The organism is Pseudomonas sp. GW821-FHT09A09 (assembly GCF_059418405.1).
Window position 1 is genome coordinate 217,814 of record NZ_JBWKPU010000004.1, and the last position, 19,881, is coordinate 237,694.

17 protein-coding genes are annotated in these 19,881 nt (G+C 60.3%); 16 read left to right on the forward strand and 1 reads right to left on the reverse strand.

The window, feature by feature from the left end; all coding sequences use genetic code 11:
• Positions 1–26 precede the first annotated feature (26 nt).
• From dnaE to ispD, 8 genes are all read left to right on the forward strand, one after another.
• Complete coding sequence (gene dnaE, locus AC07OV_RS05370) at positions 27–3,548, forward strand: DNA polymerase III subunit alpha (RefSeq protein WP_494998191.1); 3,522 nt, start codon at positions 27–29, stop codon at positions 3,546–3,548.
• Between the two features lie 128 nt (positions 3,549–3,676).
• Complete coding sequence (locus AC07OV_RS05375) at positions 3,677–4,624, forward strand: acetyl-CoA carboxylase carboxyltransferase subunit alpha (RefSeq protein ID WP_016974415.1); 948 nt, start codon at positions 3,677–3,679, stop codon at positions 4,622–4,624.
• 192 nt (positions 4,625–4,816) lie between these two features.
• Positions 4,817–6,136, forward strand: a complete 1,320-nt coding sequence (tilS, locus tag AC07OV_RS05380) for a tRNA lysidine(34) synthetase TilS (protein WP_495091734.1) — start codon at positions 4,817–4,819, stop codon at positions 6,134–6,136.
• 273 nt (positions 6,137–6,409) lie between these two features.
• Positions 6,410–8,041, forward strand: a complete 1,632-nt coding sequence (gene pyrG, locus AC07OV_RS05385) for a CTP synthase (RefSeq protein ID WP_034096253.1) — start codon at positions 6,410–6,412, stop codon at positions 8,039–8,041.
• 5 nt (positions 8,042–8,046) lie between these two features.
• On the forward strand, positions 8,047–8,892 hold the full coding sequence (gene kdsA, locus AC07OV_RS05390; protein WP_495091735.1) for a 3-deoxy-8-phosphooctulonate synthase: 846 nt from the start codon (positions 8,047–8,049) through the stop codon (positions 8,890–8,892).
• A gap of 171 nt (positions 8,893–9,063) precedes the next feature.
• Entirely contained in the window at positions 9,064–10,353 is a 1,290-nt protein-coding gene (gene eno, locus AC07OV_RS05395) for a phosphopyruvate hydratase (protein ID WP_176994702.1), read from the forward strand.
• A 183-nt stretch (positions 10,354–10,536) separates the two neighbouring features.
• Positions 10,537–10,815, forward strand: a complete 279-nt coding sequence (ftsB, locus tag AC07OV_RS05400; protein ID WP_017137157.1) for a cell division protein FtsB — start codon at positions 10,537–10,539, stop codon at positions 10,813–10,815.
• Positions 10,812–11,525, forward strand: a complete 714-nt coding sequence (gene ispD / locus AC07OV_RS05405) for a 2-C-methyl-D-erythritol 4-phosphate cytidylyltransferase (protein ID WP_495091736.1) — start codon at positions 10,812–10,814, stop codon at positions 11,523–11,525. Before ftsB ends, ispD begins: the two co-directional genes overlap by 4 nt.
• 75 nt (positions 11,526–11,600) lie before the next feature.
• On the opposite strand, the gene AC07OV_RS05410 is transcribed toward ispD, so the two are convergent.
• Positions 11,601–12,503 (reverse strand): LysR substrate-binding domain-containing protein, encoded by a 903-nt coding sequence (locus AC07OV_RS05410; protein WP_176994704.1) that lies wholly within the window; start codon positions 12,501–12,503, stop codon positions 11,601–11,603.
• 109 nt (positions 12,504–12,612) lie between these two features.
• Between AC07OV_RS05410 and AC07OV_RS05415 the strand changes: the two genes are divergently transcribed.
• The 8 genes from AC07OV_RS05415 (at position 12,613) to rpoS (ending at position 19,742) form a co-directional block, all read left to right on the forward strand.
• Complete coding sequence (locus AC07OV_RS05415) at positions 12,613–13,725, forward strand: S-(hydroxymethyl)glutathione dehydrogenase/class III alcohol dehydrogenase (RefSeq protein WP_010212435.1); 1,113 nt, start codon at positions 12,613–12,615, stop codon at positions 13,723–13,725.
• Positions 13,726–13,733: 8 nt separating this feature from the next.
• On the forward strand, positions 13,734–14,579 hold the full coding sequence (fghA, locus tag AC07OV_RS05420) for an S-formylglutathione hydrolase (protein ID WP_495091737.1): 846 nt from the start codon (positions 13,734–13,736) through the stop codon (positions 14,577–14,579).
• Positions 14,580–14,633: 54 nt separating this feature from the next.
• Positions 14,634–15,107 (forward strand): 2-C-methyl-D-erythritol 2,4-cyclodiphosphate synthase, encoded by a 474-nt coding sequence (gene ispF / locus AC07OV_RS05425; protein WP_176994707.1) that lies wholly within the window; start codon positions 14,634–14,636, stop codon positions 15,105–15,107.
• Positions 15,104–16,162, forward strand: coding sequence for a tRNA pseudouridine(13) synthase TruD (truD, locus tag AC07OV_RS05430; RefSeq protein WP_494998188.1), 1,059 nt, complete (start codon positions 15,104–15,106; stop codon positions 16,160–16,162). Before ispF ends, truD begins: the two co-directional genes overlap by 4 nt.
• On the forward strand, positions 16,150–16,899 hold the full coding sequence (gene surE, locus AC07OV_RS05435; protein ID WP_494998187.1) for a 5'/3'-nucleotidase SurE: 750 nt from the start codon (positions 16,150–16,152) through the stop codon (positions 16,897–16,899). The genes truD and surE overlap by 13 nt, the downstream gene beginning before the upstream one ends.
• Before the next feature lie 41 nt (positions 16,900–16,940).
• Positions 16,941–17,576 (forward strand): protein-L-isoaspartate(D-aspartate) O-methyltransferase, encoded by a 636-nt coding sequence (locus AC07OV_RS05440; RefSeq protein ID WP_010176736.1) that lies wholly within the window; start codon positions 16,941–16,943, stop codon positions 17,574–17,576.
• A 209-nt stretch (positions 17,577–17,785) separates the two neighbouring features.
• Positions 17,786–18,628 carry a peptidoglycan DD-metalloendopeptidase family protein gene (locus AC07OV_RS05445; RefSeq protein WP_176994710.1) on the forward strand — a complete coding sequence of 281 codons (843 nt, stop codon included), beginning with the start codon at positions 17,786–17,788 and terminating at the stop codon, positions 18,626–18,628.
• Positions 18,629–18,734: 106 nt separating this feature from the next.
• Positions 18,735–19,742, forward strand: a complete 1,008-nt coding sequence (gene rpoS / locus AC07OV_RS05450) for an RNA polymerase sigma factor RpoS (RefSeq protein WP_176994711.1) — start codon at positions 18,735–18,737, stop codon at positions 19,740–19,742.
• Positions 19,743–19,881 lie beyond the last annotated feature (139 nt).

Here is a 19,881-nt window from a genome sequence, read left to right on the forward strand (position 1 = left end):
TTGTTTTCCACGTATAAGAGATCACTATGCCGGCTTCATTCGTTCACCTACGCCTGCACACTGAATACTCCCTGGTCGACGGCCTGGTACGGATCAAACCGCTGGTCAAAACCCTGGTGGGCATGAACATGCCTGCGGTCGCGGTGACCGATCAGAACAACATGTGTTCCCTGGTCAAGTTCTACAAGAACGCCATGGGCGCTGGCATCAAGCCGATCTGCGGCGCCGACTTGTGGCTCTCCAACAAAGACCCGGATAACCCCCTGAGCCGCATCAGCCTGCTGGCGATGAATGGCGTCGGTTATCGCAACCTCACCGAACTGATTTCCCGTGGTTTTATCGACGGCCAGCGCAACGGCTCGATCATCATCGAGCGCGAGTGGGTCGCCGAGGCCAGCGAAGGCCTGATCATGCTATCGGCCGCTAAAGAGGGTGAGATCGGTATCGCGCTGCTGGGCGGCAATCCCCAGGAAGCCGAAGTGCTGGCCAGCGAGTGGATGCAGGTCTTCCCCGACCGTTTCTACCTGGAAGTCCAGCGCACCAACCGCCCCAACGATGAAGAGCACCTGCACGCAGCCGTGGCCCTGGCCGACAAGCTGGGCGCGCCACTGGTGGCCACCAACGACGTGCGCTTTATCAAGAAGGAAGACTTCGAGGCCCACGAAACTCGCGTGTGTATCGGCGAAGGCCGGGCCCTGGATGACCCGCGTCGTTCGAAGAACTACAGCGAAGAGCAGTACCTCAAAAGCGCCGATGAAATGGCCGAGCTGTTCAGCGACCTGCCCGAGGCGCTGGAAAACTCCGTCGAAATCGCCAAACGCTGCAATATCGAAGTGAAGCTGGGCAAGCACTTCCTGCCCAACTTCCCGATTCCCGATGGCATGACCATCGATGAGTATTTCCGCAAAGTGTCGTTTGACGGTCTGGAAGAGCGGCTCGCGGTCCTCCTGCCCAAGGACACCACCGAAGATTACGACGCCAAGCGCCAGGTGTATGTCGACCGGCTGAATTTCGAGCTGGATATCATTATCCAGATGGGGTTCCCCGGTTACTTCCTGATCGTGATGGACTTTATCCAGTGGGCCAAGAATAACGGCGTGCCTGTGGGGCCTGGCCGGGGGTCAGGTGCTGGCTCGCTGGTGGCCTATGTGCAGAAGATCACCGACCTTGACCCGCTGGAATATGACCTGCTGTTCGAACGGTTCCTGAACCCGGAGCGGGTTTCCATGCCCGACTTCGACGTCGACTTCTGCATGGACGGTCGTGACCGCGTCATCGAATACGTGGCCGAGAAATACGGTCGCAACGCGGTCAGCCAGATCATCACCTTCGGCTCCATGGCGGCCAAGGCGGTAATCCGTGACGTGGCGCGGGTGCAGGGCAAGTCCTACGGCCTGGCGGATCGCCTGTCGAAGATGATCCCGTTCGAAGTCGGCATGACCCTGGAAAAGGCCTTTGAGCAGGAAGAGATCCTGCGTGACTTCATCAAGGTCGATGAAGAAGCCGCCGAAATCTGGGATATGGCCCGCAAGCTCGAAGGCGTGGTGCGTAACGTTGGCAAGCACGCCGGTGGTGTGGTTATCGCCCCGACCAAGCTCACAGACTTTTCGCCGATCTATTGCGACGAAGAAGGCGACGGCCTTGTAACCCAGTTCGACAAGGATGACGTGGAGGCGGCCGGCCTGGTGAAGTTCGACTTCCTCGGCCTGCGAACCCTGACGATCATCGACTGGGCGCTCAAGACCATCAACCGCGACCGCGCCAAGGTGGGCGAGGAGCCGCTGGACATCGCGTTCATCCCGCTGGACGACAAGCCGACCTACACCCTGCTGCAAAAAGCTGAAACCACGGCGGTGTTCCAGCTTGAATCCCGCGGCATGAAGGAGCTGATCAAGAAGCTCAAGCCCGACTGCCTGGAAGACTTGATCGCACTGGTGGCCCTGTTCCGTCCGGGCCCGCTGCAATCGGGCATGGTGGATGACTTCATCAACCGTAAGCACGGCCGCGCCGAGCTGGCGTACCCGCACTCCGACTACCAGTACGAAGGCCTCAAGCCTGTATTGGCACCGACCTACGGCATCATCCTGTACCAGGAACAGGTGATGCAGATCGCCCAGGTGATGGCCGGTTACACACTCGGCGGCGCGGACATGTTGCGTCGAGCCATGGGTAAGAAAAAACCCGAGGAAATGGCCAAGCAGCGTGGCGGTTTCATTGAGGGTTGCGCCACCAACAATATTGACGCGGACCTGGCCGGTAACATCTTCGATCTGGTAGAGAAATTCGCCGGCTACGGCTTCAACAAATCCCACTCCGCCGCCTACGGCCTGGTGTCGTACCAGACCGCCTGGCTGAAAGCTCACTACCCGGCGCCGTTCATGGCCGCGGTACTCTCGGCGGATATGCACAACACCGACAAGGTCGTGACCTTGATCGAGGAAGTGCGCACCATGAAGCTGCGCCTCGACGCGCCGGACGTGAACGCCTCGGAGTTCAAGTTCACGGTGAACGACGAAGGCCGCATCATCTATGGCCTGGGCGCGATCAAGGGTGTGGGTGAAGGTCCGGTGGAAGCGATCACCGAGGCGCGTCAGGACGGGCCGTTCAAGGACCTGTTCGACTTCTGTGCGCGGGTTGACCTCAAGCGCATCAACAAGCGAACCCTCGATGGCCTGATCCGCAGCGGTGCACTCGACCGTCTTGGCCCGTATTTCCATGATGAGCCCAAGGCCTACCAGGCGAACATCGACCGTAACCGCGCGGTGCTGTTGACCGCCATGGAAGAAGCGATCAAGGCCGCCGAGCAAACCGCGCGCACCCACGACAGTGGTCACGCCGACCTGTTTGGCGGGCTGTTCGTCGAGGAAGATGCCGATGTGTACGGTAACCACCGCAAGGCCAAGGAGCTGACCCTCAAGGAGCGCCTCAAGGGTGAAAAAGACACCTTGGGCCTGTACCTCACCGGTCACCCGATTGACGAGTACGAAGGCGAGATCCGCCGCTTCGCCCGTCAACGCATCATCGACCTCAAGCCTGCACGGGATACCCAGACCGTTGCCGGCATGATCATCGCCCTGCGGGTAATGAAGAACAAAAAGGGCGACAAGATGGGCTTCATCACCCTTGACGACCGCTCGGGCCGTATCGAAGCCTCGCTGTTTGCCGACGCGTTCCACTCCGCCCAGTCGCTGCTGCAGACCGACGCCATGGTGGTGGTGGAAGGGGAGGTCAGCAACGATGACTTCTCCGGCGGCCTGCGCCTGCGGATCAAGCGGGTGATGAGCATGGAAGATGCCCGCACCAACCTGGCTGAAAGCCTGCGCTTGAAGGTGAAAACCGAAGCGCTCAAGGGCGATCAGCTACGCTGGTTGGGTGACCTGCTCAAACGCCACCGTGGCGCGTGCCCGGTGACCATGGAGTACACCGGCAACGACGCCAAGGCCATGTTGCAGTTTGGCGAGACCTGGCGAATTGATCCCGCCGATGGCTTGATTCAAGCTTTGCGTGACCAGTTCGGGCGAGACAACGTCTTCCTCCAATACCGTTGACGGTCAGGGCACCTGATCTCGACTGAACATTTAATCTCGACCTAAACGCGCCTCTCCCTTAAGGTAGGGCGCGAATAGACAACCGGCTGGCCAGGCACTCCCTGGCCGTCGACCCAAGACGGACGCTTATGAACCCGAATTTTCTTGATTTCGAACAGCCGATCGCTGACCTGCAAGCCAAGATCGAAGAGCTGCGCCTGGTCGGCAATGACAATTCGCTGAATATCGGCGATGAAATCTCCCGCCTGCAAGACAAGAGCAAGACGCTCACCGAAGACATCTTCGGCAAGCTGACCAGCTGGCAGATCGCGCGCTTGGCCCGCCACCCGCGCCGTCCGTACACCCTGGACTACATCCAGCACATTTTCACCGAGTTCGATGAACTGCACGGCGACCGTCACTTCTCTGACGACGCGGCCATCGTGGGCGGTATCGCTCGCCTGGACGACCAGCCGGTGATGGTGATCGGTCACCAGAAAGGCCGTGAAGTGCGTGAGAAAGTGCGCCGCAACTTCGGTATGCCGCGTCCGGAAGGTTACCGTAAAGCCTGCCGCCTGATGGAAATGGCTGAACGTTTCAAGATGCCGATCCTGACCTTCATCGACACCCCGGGTGCTTACCCAGGTATCGACGCCGAAGAACGCAACCAGAGCGAAGCCATCGCCTGGAACCTGCGCGTCATGGCCCGCCTGAAAACCCCGATCATCGCCACCGTGATTGGTGAAGGTGGTTCCGGTGGTGCACTGGCCATTGGCGTGTGCGACCAGCTGAACATGCTGCAATACTCGACCTACGCGGTGATCTCGCCGGAAGGTTGCGCCTCGATCCTGTGGAAAACCGCAGAAAAGGCACCGGACGCTGCGGAAGCCATGGGCATCACCGCTGATCGCCTCAAAGGCCTGGGTATCGTGGACAAAGTGATCGCCGAGCCATTGGGCGGCGCCCACCGCGACCCGGCTGCCGCGTCTGCCACCATCCGTGCTGAGCTGGCTTCGCAATTGGCGATGCTCAAGAAGCTGGATAACGAAGCGCTGCTGGCCCGTCGCTACGAGCGCCTGATGAGCTACGGTCTCTAAGACCCACGCAATACCCAATGTGGGAGCCGGCTTGTGTGGGAGCTGGCTTGCCTGCGATAGCATCACCTCGGTGCAACTGCAAAACCGAGGCGTCTGCATCGCGGGCAAGCCACGCTCTTACACAAGCCCGCTCCCACATTTGCTTTGTGTATGCTGGGCTATTGCATTCCGGATTGATGGCGGTACCTTGCTATGAAGCCCACCTTAATCGCCAAACTCCTGCAAACCCTGGCCCCCTGGCGCAACGCCCCAGCCTGGCACATCGCATTCTCGGGTGGCCTTGATTCCACCGTCCTGCTGCACCTCCTGGCCTCCCTGGCAAACACCGAAACCCTGCCACACCTCAGTGCTGTGCATGTGCACCATGGCCTGCAAGCGGCTGCTGACCTGTGGCCGGAGCATTGTCAGTCGGTATGCGACAAGTTGGGCGTGCCGCTGCGGATCATGCGTGTGCAGGTCCAGCCCGGTGCCAGCCTTGAGCGTGCTGCCCGTGACGCACGCTACCAGGCCTTTGCCGAGGTGACCGGGGCAGGGCACGTGCTGCTGACGGGCCAGCATCGCGATGACCAGGTTGAAACCCTGCTCTTCCGCTTGCTACGCGGGGCAGGCGTGCGCGGGTTGGCGGCCATGCCGGTGCAGCGCCCATTGGCGGATGGTTACCTGGTGCGGCCTCTGCTGGATGTCTCGCGTGAAGCACTGGAAGCTTACGCCCACGCGCATCAGCTCAAATGGATCGAAGACCCGTCCAATGCCGACCCGCGTTTTTCCCGCAACTACCTGCGTCATCGTGTGTTTCCCGTGCTCACTGAGCGCTGGCCCCAGGCCGTCTCGAGCCTGGCGCGTACTGCTGAGCATCTGAGTGAAGCCCAGGGCCTGTTGGATGAGCTGGCTCGGATGGATCTGCACGCTGCCGATCAACCCTCACCCTTTCCCTGGCTGCCTTTACCATCTCTGGCTCTTGCGCCATTGCGCGAGCTTTCTGACGCCCGTCAAAGAAATGCCTTGCGTCATTGGTTGAACCCTCTGACCCGTTTGCCCGACAGCGACCACTGGGCAGGCTGGAACGCCTTGCGCGACGCCAAGGGTGATGCACAACCCCTATGGCGCCTGGCGGACGGTGAATTGCACCGTTGTGGCGAGCGCATCTGGTGGTTGCCTGTCACTTGGTCGGATTTTTCGGGCGACGCAGTGCGTTGGAGTCATTCACAAAACCCACTGGCGTTACCGGGCAATGGCCAGCTGGAATTTGCCGGCAGGGTGCCTGAGGGGGCCTTTGAAGTTCGCTATCGCCAGGGCGGTGAAATCGTGGAAGTGCCAGGTCGCGGGCGGCGTGACTTGAAGCGCCTGCTTAATGAATGCGGGGTGCCGGGCTTCATCCGTGGCAGATTGCCGCTGCTGTATGAGGGTGAGCAATTGCTGGCTGCCCCAACCCTTGCCGGGCTGTGGCGCGGCCCGGCAACCGACTGGCAATTGCATTGGACGCCACAGAGCTGCGATAGAGGTTTGAGCTGATAGAGCCTTTCCGGTAGACTACGCTCCCTTCTTGATACAACTTCTGTGGATTCTCCTGAATCGCAGCAGTTGCCGATTACCAAGCAGTCTTTGCTGGGCGATTCCAAAAAATGTGTAGCGATCAACGTACCGGTGTTTCACTGCTGGTCTGTCACAACGCGGCGGTTTTTTTGAAAGGTGCACTGTGATTAATGCAGGTGATCGGGGGCTTCGGCCTTCCTTCGCTTTCCCCGGCGGCTCGGACCGCTTTAACGCAGACTTCTAGGGTTTTTCATGACGCGCTACATATTCGTCACGGGCGGTGTTGTTTCTTCATTGGGGAAAGGCATTGCCTCCGCTTCATTGGCGGCCATCCTGGAGGCGCGGGGACTTAAGGTCACCATGCTCAAGCTGGACCCGTACATCAACGTTGACCCGGGCACCATGAGCCCGTTCCAGCACGGTGAAGTGTTCGTCACTCATGACGGCGCCGAGACCGATCTGGACCTGGGCCACTACGAGCGGTTCATCCGCACGACCATGACCCAGAACAACAACTTCACCACTGGCCGTGTTTACGAGCACGTGCTGCGCAAAGAGCGCCGTGGTGACTACCTGGGTGCAACCATCCAGGTGATCCCGCACATCACCGACGAAATCAAGCGCCGCATCATCAAGGGTGCAGGCGACGCCGACGTGGCGATGGTCGAGATCGGTGGCACCGTGGGTGACATCGAATCCCAACCGTTCCTCGAAGCCATCCGCCAGTTGCGTTTCGAAGTCGGTGCCAAGCGCGCGATGCTGATGCACCTCACCCTGGTGCCGTACATCGCCACCGCCGGCGAGACCAAAACCAAGCCCACCCAGCACTCGGTCAAGGAACTGCGTTCCATCGGCCTGCAGCCGGACGTGCTGGTGTGCCGCTCCGATCACCCGATCGACATTTCCTCGCGTCGCAAGATCGCGCAGTTCACCAACGTTGAAGAACGCGCGGTGATCGCGCTGGAAGACGCCGATACCATCTACAAGATCCCGGGCATCCTGCACTCGCAAGGCCTGGACGATTTTGTGGTCGAGCGTTTCGGCCTGCAATGCGGTGGTGCGGACCTGTCCGAGTGGGACGCCGTGGTTGACGCCAAGCTCAACCCTGAGCACGAAGTCACCATCGCCATGGTCGGCAAGTACATGGAGCTGCTGGACGCGTACAAATCGCTGATCGAAGCGATGAGCCACGCCGGTATCAGCAACCGTACCAAGGTCAACCTGCGCTACATCGACTCTGAAGACATCGAGAACCAGGGCACTGCGCTGCTCGAAGGTGTCGACGCGATCCTCGTCCCGGGCGGTTTCGGCCTGCGTGGCGTGGAAGGCAAGATCACTGCGGTGCAGTACGCTCGTGAGAACAAGGTGCCGTACCTGGGTATCTGCCTGGGCATGCAAGTGGCCGTCATCGAGTTCGCTCGTAACGTGCTGGGCTGGAAAGACGCCAACTCCACCGAGTTCGACAGCAAGAGCGGCCACCCGGTCGTGGGCCTGATCACCGAGTGGGAAGATGCCACCGGTGCCGTTGAAGTCCGTACCGAAGCGTCCGACCTGGGCGGCACCATGCGCCTAGGCGCGCAAGACTGCCTGCTGGAGCCGGGCTCGCTGGTTCACGACTGCTACGGCAAGGATGTGATCGTCGAGCGTCACCGTCACCGCTACGAAGTGAACAACAACCTGCTGCCGCAGATCAAAGAAGCCGGCCTGAAAATCTCCGGTCGCTCCGGTGATGGCGCGCTGGTTGAAGTGGTTGAAGCACCGGATCATCCATGGTTCGTGGCGTGCCAGTTCCACCCTGAGTTCACTTCGACGCCGCGTGACGGTCACCCGCTGTTCAGCGGTTTCGTCAAGGCTGCACTGACGCAACACCAGAAGAAGGCGTAACCCTGATGGCCCAGAAGATCATTCGCGTCGGCGACATCGAGATTGCCAACGACAAGCCCATGGTGCTGTTTGGCGGCATGAACGTGCTGGAAAGCCGCGACATGGCGATGCAGGTCTGCGAAGAGTACGTCAAGGTTGCCGAGAAACTCGGTATTCCTTACGTATTCAAGGCCAGCTTCGACAAGGCCAACCGTTCGTCCGTGACCTCCTATCGCGGCCCGGGCCTTGAAGAAGGCATGCGGATCTTCCAGGACATCAAGCAAGCCTTCGGCGTGCCGATCATCACCGACGTCCACGAGCCTGAGCAGGCTGCCGTGGTCGCCGAGGTGTGCGACATCATCCAGTTGCCGGCCTTCCTGTCGCGCCAGACCGACCTGGTCGTCGCGATGGCCAAGACCGGCGCTGTGATCAATATCAAGAAAGCCCAGTTCCTTGCGCCCCAGGAGATGAAACACATCCTGAACAAGTGCGTGGAAGCGGGTAACGACCAGTTGATCCTCTGCGAGCGGGGTTCGAGCTTCGGCTACAACAACCTCGTGGTGGACATGCTCGGTTTCGGCATCATGAAACAGTTCGAATACCCGGTGTTCTTCGACGTGACCCACGCGCTGCAAATGCCCGGTGGTCGCGCCGACTCCGCGGGCGGGCGCCGTGCCCAGGTGCTGGACCTGGCCAAGGCGGGCATCAGCCAGTCGCTGGCGGGCCTGTTCCTGGAAGCCCACCCGGACCCGGACAACGCCAAGTGCGATGGCCCTTGCGCCCTGCGCCTGGACAAGCTGGAGCCGTTCCTGACCCAGCTCAAGCAGTTGGACGAACTGGTCAAGCGTTTCCCTGCCGTCGAAACCGCGTAACATCACGATCCCTGTGTAGGATCCGGCTTGCCGGCGATGGCGCCTTCAAGCCTTGTGGCGATCTAACGGGCCCCGTCGCCGGCAAGCCGGCTCCTACAAAGAAGCAATTTGCACCACAAGTTAAATCGAGCGGTATAGAGCGTTTTCGTCAACTTTGGAGTGTTTACAACAATGGCAAAAATCGTCGACATCAAAGGTCGTGAAGTTCTCGACTCCCGTGGCAACCCCACCGTCGAAGCCGACGTGCTTCTCGATAACGGCATCATCGGCAGCGCTTGCGCGCCGTCCGGTGCGTCTACCGGTTCGCGCGAAGCGCTGGAACTGCGTGATGGCGACAAGAGCCGTTACCTGGGCAAGGGCGTGCTCAAGGCCGTCGCCAACATCAACGGCCCGATCCGCGACCTGCTGCTGGGCAAAGACCCTGTTGACCAGAAAGCCCTCGATCTGGCGATGATCAAGCTCGACGGCACCGAGAACAAAGGCAGCCTGGGCGCCAATGCCATCCTCGCTGTGTCCCTGGCCGCTGCCAAGGCTGCTGCCCAGGACCAGGACCTGCCGCTGTACGCTCACATCGCCAACCTGAACGGCACCCCGGGTGTGTACTCGATGCCCGTTCCGATGATGAACATCATCAACGGTGGCGAGCACGCCGATAACAACGTCGACATCCAGGAATTCATGGTGCAGCCGGTTGGCGCCAAGACCTTCTCCGAAGGCCTGCGCATGGGCACCGAGATTTTCCACCACCTCAAGGCTGTGCTGAAGGCCCGTGGCCTGAGCACTGCGGTGGGTGACGAAGGTGGTTTCGCACCAAACCTGGCGTCCAACGAAGATGCGCTGAAAGTGATCTCCGAAGCCGTGGCCAACGCTGGCTACAAGCTGGGCACCGACGTGACCCTGGCCCTGGACTGCGCGGCCAGCGAGTTCTACGAGGACGGTAAATACAACCTGTCCGGCGAAGGCCACGTGTTCACCTCCGAAGGTTTCGCTGACTACCTCAAAGGCCTGACCGAGCGCTACCCGATCATCTCGATCGAAGACGGCCTGGATGAGTCTGACTGGGCTGGCTGGAAAGTCCTCACCGACAAAATCGGCGAGAAGATCCAATTGGTGGGCGACGACCTGTTTGTGACCAACACCAAGATCCTGAAAGAAGGCATCGACAAGTCGATCGCCAACTCGATCCTGATCAAGTTCAACCAGATCGGCACCCTGACCGAAACCCTGGAAGCCATCCAGATGGCCAAGGCTGCGGGCTACACCGCCGTGATCTCCCACCGCTCCGGCGAAACCGAAGATTCCACCATTGCCGACCTGGCCGTGGGTACTTCGGCGGGTCAGATCAAGACCGGTTCCCTGTGCCGTTCCGACCGCGTTTCCAAGTACAACCAATTGCTGCGCATCGAAGAGCAACTGGCTGGCAAGGCCAAGTACAACGGTCGTGGCGAGTTCCGCGGCTGATCGCTACTTGATGTAAAGCATGGTAAAAAGTCGACGGGTTGCGTCGGAAAAAACTCGATGGAGTGGATTTCGGCGCTAATCTGATGGCTATCAAGCACAAGCCTGGTTTTTCCAGGCTTCGTGCTATCAGTTGCTTCAAAAGTTTTGCATGGCTGTCTTTTTTTACTGGATACCCGGATTTCGATGCGCAGTCCCAATTGGTTGTTCCTCGTCTTGCTCTTGTTGCTGGCTGGCCTGCAATACCGCCTTTGGGTGGGTAATGGCAGCTTTGCGCAGGTGAAAGAACTGACCCAGCAAATTGCCGACCAGCATGCCGAAAACGAACGTCTGCTGGAGCGCAACCGCGTCCTCGATGCCGAAGTGCTTGAGTTGAAAAAAGGCACGGAGACCGTTGAAGAACGGGCTCGTCATGAGTTGGGCATGGTCAAGGAGGGTGAAACCCTCTACCAGTTGGCCCAATGAGCAACTCCTTACCGGCCTTCTGGGCCGTGATTCCTGCCGCGGGCGTGGGTGCCCGTATGGCTGCGGACCGTCCCAAGCAGTACTTGCAACTGGGCGGGCGCACTATTCTTGAACACAGCCTCGGCTGTTTCCTCGACCATCCTTGCCTCAAGGGCCTGGTGGTCAGTCTTGCTTCTGATGACCCTTATTGGCCTGGCCTTGCGTGTGCGGCCGACCCGCGTATTCAGCGTGCGGACGGCGGCTCGGAACGATCGGGCTCGGTACTCAATGCCTTGCTGCACCTCAATGCCCTGGGCGCCAGCGATGACGACTGGGTGTTGGTGCATGATGCGGCGCGGCCGAACCTGAGTCGCGACGATCTCGACAAACTGTTGGCTGAACTGGCGGACGACCCCGTCGGCGGCCTGTTGGCGGTGCCAGCCCGCGACACGCTCAAGCGGGTCGACAAGCACGGTCGGGTGGTGGAAACCGTCGACCGCAGTTTGATCTGGCAGGCCTACACGCCGCAGATGTTCCGCCTAGGTGCTTTGCATCGTGCGCTGGCTGACAGCCTGGTGGCCGATGCGGTGATCACCGATGAAGCCTCGGCCATGGAATGGTCCGGCCAGGCACCGCGCCTGATTGAAGGGCGTTCGGACAATATCAAAGTAACCCGGCCGGAAGATCTGGAGTGGCTCAGATTGCGATGGGCTAACCGGGATCCCTTGTAGGAGTCCGGCTTGCAGGCGATGGCGTCCTCAAGGCTTATGATGATGCAACTGGCCTCATCGCCGGCAAGCCGGCTCCTACAGAGGGTGTTCATACTCGGGGCGTTCGGCTAAACCAGCCTTCAAAAAGTCCACCAGCTTCCTGACCTTCGGCGACAAATGCCGCTGCTGCGGATACAACGCCCACACCGCCGTATTCGGCGGCTGATGCGCTTCCAACAGCGACACCAGTGCACCACTGTGCAAATGCTCCAGCACGTAATAATCCGGCAATTGGCACAACCCCACCCCTTGTAGCGCGGCGTCCAGCACCGCCTGCCCACTGTTGCAGCGCCAGTTTCCCTGCACACGCTGGGAAAATTCCCGCCCGTCCTGTGCCAGTTGCCAGATATCCGAGCTGCCGATCAGGCAATTGTGCCGACTCAATTCCGACAAACTATGTGGCCGACCATACCGCTCCAGGTAGGACGGCGAAGCGCACAAGTACATGCGCCGGGGCGCCAGGCGGCTGGCAACCATGCGTGAATCCTGCAGGCGGCCCAGGCGGATCGCCAGGTCGAGGCCTTCGTGCACCAGGTCCAGTTGGCGGTTGGTCAGTTCGATGTCCACGCGCAATTGCGGATAGAGGGCCATGAACCGCGTGACCAGCGGCACGATAAAGCGTTCGCCGTACGCCACCGCGCAGGTCATGCGCAACATGCCCTTGGGCTCGCTGGTGAGGTCGCCGACTGCGCGCAGGGCTTCTTCACGTCCATCCTGCAGGCGCTGGCAATGCTGCAGAAAGGTCTGTCCCGCTTCGGTCAGCGTCACCTTGCGCGTACTGCGATAGAGCAGGCGGGTTTGCAGGCGCTCTTCCAGGCGTGCCACTTGCCGGCTGATGTGTGACGAAGACACCCCAAGTCGCTCGGCCGCGGCGGTGAATTGGCTGCATTCGGCTACAGCGACAAACTCATCAATGCCTTCCCAGCGGTTTTCCAGCATGGTGATTATCCCTGTACAGCAATAAAGTTTTGCTTTTGGCTGGATTATTAATCAACAGGCCATGTTTTACACTCACCGTCTCAGTTTTTAACCCCCTGGAGAAACCCGGATGATCAAGTCCCGCGCCGCCGTAGCCTTTGAAGCCAAGAAGCCCCTCGAGATTGTTGAAGTGGATGTGGCCATGCCCAAGGCCGGCGAGGTGCTGTTGCGCGTGGTCGCGTCCGGTGTCTGCCATACCGACGCCTACACCCTGTCGGGTGCAGACCCGGAAGGCATCTTCCCGTCGATCCTCGGTCACGAAGGCGGGGCGGTGGTTGAAGCGATCGGCGAGGGCGTGACCTCGGTGGCCGTGGGCGACCACGTGATCCCGCTGTACACCCCGGAATGCGGCAAGTGCAAATTCTGCTTGTCGGGCAAGACCAACCTGTGCCAGGCCATTCGCTCCACCCAGGGCAAGGGCCTGATGCCGGACGGCACCACGCGTTTCTCCTACAAGGGCCAGCCGATTTTCCACTACATGGGCACCTCGACCTTCTCCGAGTACACCGTGCTACCGGAAATTTCCGTGGCCAAGATTCCTAAAGAAGCGCCGCTGGAAAAGGTCTGCCTGCTGGGTTGCGGCGTCACCACCGGCATCGGTGCGGTGATCAACACCGCCAAGGTCAAGCCGGGTGACACCGTGGCCATCTTCGGCCTGGGCGGTATCGGTTTGTCGGCGGTCATCGGCGCGGTGAAGGCCAAGGCTGGTCGCATCATTGCCATCGATATCAACCCAGCCAAGTTCGAAATCGCCAAGCAACTGGGCGCTACCGATTGCATCAACCCGAAAGACTACGATCGCCCGATTCAGGATGTGATCGTCGACCTGACTGACGGCGGCGTGGACTTCTCCTTCGAATGCATCGGCAACGTGCAACTCATGCGCGCCGCCCTAGAGTGCTGCCACAAAGGCTGGGGCGAGTCGGTGATCATCGGCGTGGCCGGTGCAGGCCAGGAAATCGCTACCCGCCCATTCCAATTGGTCACCGGGCGCGTCTGGCGTGGTTCGGCGTTCGGCGGTGTGCGCGGCCGCAGCGAATTGCCAAGCTACGTGGAAATGGCCCAGACCGGCGAGATCCCGCTGGACACCTTCATCACCCACACCATGGGCCTGGAAGACATCAACAAAGCGTTTGACCTGATGCATGAAGGCAAGAGCATTCGTACCGTCATCCACTTCTGAGGTCGGCCATGAGTCTGGAAAACCTGTCGTGCCAGAAGAGCTTCGGCGGCTGGCATAAACGCTACAAGCATCATTCCGATGTGTTGGGTTGTGACATGACCTTCGCCGTCTACCTGCCGCCGCAAGCGGAGCAGGGCGGCAAGCTGCCGGTGTTGTACTGGCTGTCCGGTCTCACCTGCACCGACGAGAACTTCATGCAGAAGGCCGGCGCCCAGCGCATGGCGGCCGAACTGGGGTTGATCATCGTGGCACCGGACACCAGCCCCCGTGGCCCCGGTGTGCCGGGCGACCCGGACAACGCCTGGGATTTCGGCCTTGGTGCGGGCTTCTATCTGAATGCCACGCAGGCGCCTTGGGCCAAGCACTATCGGATGCATGACTACGTGGTGCAGGAATTGCCGGCACTGGTTGAAGCGCATTTCCCGGCTTCGGACAAGCGTGGCATCAGTGGTCATTCCATGGGGGGGCATGGCGCGCTGGTGTGCGCGCTGCGCAACCCCGGGCGTTACCAATCGGTGTCAGCGTTCTCGCCGATCAACAACCCGATGGATTGCCCGTGGGGCCAGAAGGCCTTCTCGCGTTATTTGGGCGAAGAGCGCTCCAAGTGGCGCGAATGGGACGCCTGCGTGCTGATCAGCGAAGCCTCGGAAAAACTGCCACTGCTGGTGGACCAGGGCGACCGTGACGATTTCCTCGCAGTCCAGCTCAAGCCCGAAGCCCTGCAGCAAGCGGCCAAGGCGGCCAACCATCCGCTGGAACTGCGCCTGCAACCCGGCTATGACCACAGTTACTTCTTTATCGCCAGCTTCATTGACGATCATTTGCGTCATCACGGACGTGCTTTGCTCGGTTAATGTCAGGCAAAAGTAGGTAGAATCACGCCCTGAATTAAATCGGGGCGTTTTTTTATGCGTATTGGTCACGGCTATGATGTGCACCGTTTCGCCGACGGCGATTTCATCACCTTGGGTGGCGTGCGCATTGCACATCACCATGGGTTGCTGGCTCATTCCGACGGCGATGTCGTGTTGCATGCCTTGAGCGATGCCTTGCTCGGCGCTGCGGCGTTGGGTGACATCGGCAAGCATTTTCCGGACACCGACCCGACCTTCAAGGGCGCGGACAGCCGTGTGCTGTTGCGTCACGTGGTCGGCCTGATCCACGCCAAGGGCTGGAAGGTCGGCAACGTCGACAACACCATCGTGGCCCAGGCACCGAAAATGGCGCCGCATATCGAGTCGATGCGTACGCTGATCGCCGCAGACCTGCAAATTGAACTGGATCAAGTGAACGTGAAAGCCACCACCACCGAAAAGCTCGGGTTTACCGGTCGTGAAGAGGGCATCGCGGTGCACTCCGTTGCCTTGTTGCTGCGCGCATGAATGACCTGCAACTGCTGGGCCCGCGGGCCTATGGCGAGGCCTTGGGCAGCGCGGTACTCAAAGCCACGGCTGAAGATTTTCAGGTCGACGAAGTGCTGGACATCCCGCTGACCGGCGACGGCGAGCACCTCTGGCTGTGGGTGGAGAAGCGCGGGCTCAATACCGAAGAGGCTGCGCGGCGTATCGCCAAGGCGGCGGGCGTGCCGTTGCGCACGGTCAGCTATGCCGGGCTCAAGGATCGCCAGGCGCTGACCCGCCAGTGGTTCAGCGTGCAGCTGCCCGGCAAGGCCGACCCGGACATGAGCGGTGCAGAAAACGACACGCTCAAGATCCTGAAAATCGTGCGTCACAAACGCAAGCTGCAACGCGGCGCGCATTCGGCCAATGGTTTCACCCTGCGCCTGACCCAGCTGGCCGGTGACACCGCCGCCATCGATGCGCGGTTGCAACTGATTGCGCAACACGGCATTCCCAATTATTTCGGCGCCCAGCGCTTCGGCCACAACGGTGGCAATGTGGTGGATGCCCGCGAGTGGGCGGCGCGCAAAGCCTTGCCAGAGCAGCGCAATGTGCGTTCGCGCCTGCTGTCCACGGCGCGCAGTTACTTGTTCAACAAAGTGTTGGCGGCGCGGGTGGCCGATGGCTCCTGGCAGCGTGCGCAAGTCGGCGATCTGCTGGCGTTCACCGACAGCCGCAGTTTCTTCCCGGCCGGGGAGGCTGAATGCAGCGACCCGCGCCTGGCGATTCTCGACCTGCACCCCACCGGGCCGCAGTGGGGCGAAGGTGATTCACCGGCCACGGGCGCAACCTTTGAACTGGAGCAGTCGGTCGCCGCCGGTGAAGCGGACTTGCGCGATTGGCTGGTGAAGGCGGGCATGAGCCAGGAACGTCGCATTCTGCGACTGCCCATTGGCGGGTTGACGTGGCATTATCCGTCGCTGGACATTCTGCAATTGGAATTCGTCCTGCCGGCCGGATGCTTCGCCACTGTCTTGGTGCGCGAGCTTGTTGATCTGGTGCCGGTGGGGCAGACGGACAACCCATGCGTATTCTGATATCAAACGATGACGGTGCCACCGCACCCGGCCTTGCTGCGCTCTATGCTGCGCTGCAGGATTACGCCGAGTGCGTGGTGGTCGCCCCGGACCAGGACAAGAGCGGCGCCAGCAGTTCGCTGACGCTCGACCGTCCGCTGCACCCGCAAGTCCTGGCCAATGGCTTTATCAGTGTGAACGGCACGCCCACCGACTGTGTGCACCTGGCAATCAACAGCCTGCTGGACCGTGAGCCGGACCTGGTGGTGTCGGGGATCAACCTCGGCGCCAACCTGGGCGATGACGTGCTGTATTCCGGCACGGTGGCGGCGGCCCTTGAAGGGCGCTTTCTTGGCCGGACCTCGTTTGCCTTTTCCTTTGCCTCGCGGCAACTGGATAACCTGCCCACTGCCGCCTATTTCGCGCGCAAGCTGGTAGAGGCCCACGGTTCGCTGGACCTGCCGCCGCGTACTGTGCTCAACGTCAATATTCCCAACCTGCCGCTCGACCACATCCGCGGTATCCAGCTCACGCGCCTGGGCCATCGTGCCCGTGCGGCGGCACCGTTGAAGGTGGTCGACCCGCGTGGCAAGGAAGGCTATTGGATTGCCGCAGCGGGCGATGCCGAAGACGGTGGCCCCGGCACGGACTTTCATGCGGTGATGCAAGGTTATGTTTCGATTACCCCGCTGCAACTTGATCGCACCTTCAGTGATGCCTTCAGTCGTCTCGATGGCTGGCTGGAGAGGCTGCGCTGATGGCTCGTGAACAGGATGACCTGCTGCGCCGTGGCATCGGGATGACCTCCCAGCGCACCCGCGAGCGTTTGATCCAGCGCCTGTATGAAGAAGGCCTGTCCAATGCGCAGGTGCTGGAAGTGATCCGGCGCACGCCACGGCACTTGTTTGTCGATGAAGCCCTGGCGCACCGCGCCTACGAAGACACCGCGTTGCCGATCGGCCACAACCAGACCATCTCCCAGCCTTATATGGTGGCGCGCATGAGCGAGTTGCTGCTGGCGGCGGGGCCGTTGGACAAGGTGCTGGAGATCGGCACCGGTTCGGGTTACCAGACCGCCGTGCTTTCGCAGTTGGTGGAGCGGGTGTTCTCGGTGGAGCGCATCAAGGTCCTGCAGGACCGCGCCAAGGAACGCCTGGTGGAGCTGAATCTGCGCAACGTGGTGTTCCGCTGGGGAGATGGCTGGGAAGGCTGGCCGGCACTCGCGCCGTACAACGGCATCATTGTCACCGCCGTGGCGACCGATGTTCCCCAGGCACTGCTCGATCAACTGGCCCCAGGCGGGCGGCTGGTGATCCCCGTGGGCTCCGGCGAAGTGCAACAATTGATGCTCATTATCCGTGAGGAAGAAGGTTTTTCACGGCATGTGCTGGGTGCTGTGCGCTTTGTGCCGTTGCTCAATGGCCCGCTGGCCTGATCATTTGTGCGCGGGCAGTGAATTCTGCTGGTGGGGATGTGTCTTACAGCGGGGTTCATGAAGTCAACATGATCTGTTGTTGGCTTTAAACACGATGAATTTTTCGTTTCGGTCGTGTGCCGGTAAAAAACCAATGCCCAGTTATACTTGCGTCATATTTCAAGCCTGATACAGGCATTCATGTTCAGCCACCATAAAGGGAGCGGCGGGTGAGTCTCACAGGTCTTGCGCAGCGTATGAGTAAAACAAGCTTTCAGCGACTGGTGCTTGGCCTTGTCTTGAGTTCCTTGTTGGCGGGCTGCTCCAGCTCTCCCTCCAGCGGCGCGCGGGTTGTCGACCGCAACAACGCCAGTGCCGTACCTCAAAAGCCGACGGTCACCACCGGGCAATATGTGGTACGAAAGGGGGACACGCTGTTCTCGATCGCCTTCCGATACGGTTGGGATTACAAGGCGCTCGCAGCTCGTAACAATATTCCTGTGCCCTATACGATACAAATAGGTCAGGTCATTCGCTTTGACGGGCGCACGGGTTCAACGCCTACGCGAGTTGTGACAAACACCGGATCTTCGCCGTCGTCTTCGAGCCGAACCACCGTCATTACCCGGCCTGCAGGCACCGCCGCGCCTGCGGTTGCGACCAAGCCGGCACCCGCGCCGTTGCCGCCTCCAGGCCCTGCGCCGACCGGTTGGGGATGGCCTTCGAACGGTGTATTGATTGGAAAATTCTCTTCAAACGGTAGTTTGAATAAAGGCATTGATATCGCCGGAGATTTGGGACAGCCTGTTTTAGCTGCGTCTGATGGGACAGTGGTGTACGCCGGGAGTGGTTTACGGGGCTACGGCGAGCTGGTCATCATCAAGCACAGCGATACCTACGTCAGTGCTTACGGCCACAACCGTAGGCTGTTGGTTCGGGAGGGGCAGCAGGTCAAAGTCGGACAGACAATTGCCGAAATGGGGTCAACTGGTACAGACCGGGTGAAACTGCACTTTGAGATTCGCCGCCAAGGAAAACCTGTAGATCCGCTGCAATTCCTGCCCCGTCGTTGATGTGTTGCACAGCCTGTTCCCTCACGTAGAAGGAACAGGCTCCAGCGTTGCCAAGGATAAAGGCGTCGCTTGAGCTTGAGGTCGAACTCACCAAAGGACTATAACAATGGCTCTCAGTAAAGAAGCGCCGGAGTTTGACATCGACGATGAGCTTCTCCTTATGGGAGAACCCATCGATACGGAATCGATGTCGAATAATGAGGGGGCTGCTGCACCTTCAGTTCGCACCAAATCCAAGAACTCCACCGCGTTAAAGCAACACAAGTACATTGATTACACACGGGCGCTCGACGCGACCCAGCTGTACCTCAATGAAATCGGCTTTTCCCCTCTGCTGACTCCCGAAGAAGAAGTCCATTTTGCGCGCTTGTCGCAAAAGGGCGATCCGGCTGGGCGCAAGCGCATGATTGAAAGCAACCTGCGCCTGGTGGTGAAAATCGCCCGACGTTATGTCAATCGTGGGCTCTCCCTGTTGGACCTGATCGAGGAAGGCAACCTGGGCCTGATCCGGGCGGTGGAGAAGTTTGACCCTGAGCGGGGCTTCCGCTTTTCAACCTATGCCACCTGGTGGATTCGCCAGACCATCGAACGGGCGATCATGAATCAGACCCGTACGATCCGGTTGCCGATCCATGTGGTCAAGGAGCTCAACGTCTACCTGCGGGCAGCGCGTGAGCTTACCCAAAAACTCGATCATGAACCTTCGCCCGAAGAAATCGCCAACCTGCTGGAGAAACCGGTAGGTGAGGTCAAGCGCATGCTCGGCCTGAACGAGCGTGTGTCTTCGGTCGATGTCTCGCTGGGTCCGGATTCGGATAAAACCCTGCTGGACACCCTGACGGATGATCGCCCTACAGATCCTTGCGAGCTGTTGCAGGACGATGATCTTTCCCAAAGCATTGACCAGTGGCTGTCGGAGCTTACGGACAAACAGCGTGAGGTGGTGATTCGCCGCTTCGGTCTGCGCGGCCATGAGAGCAGCACCCTGGAGGATGTAGGCCTGGAGATTGGCCTGACCCGCGAGCGGGTGCGTCAGATCCAGGTAGAGGGCCTCAAGCGCTTGCGTGAGATCCTCGAGAAGAATGGCTTGTCGAGTGAGTCGTTGTTCCAGTAACGATCAAGACGGCTATAGCAAAACGCCCGGTGTATGGGAGTGCACCGGGCGTTTTGCTGTGTGCTGATCATTCATAGCCAGCACCTCCCCTGTAGGAGCCCGGGGGGGGGGGGGGGGGGGGGGGGGGGGGGGGGGTGCC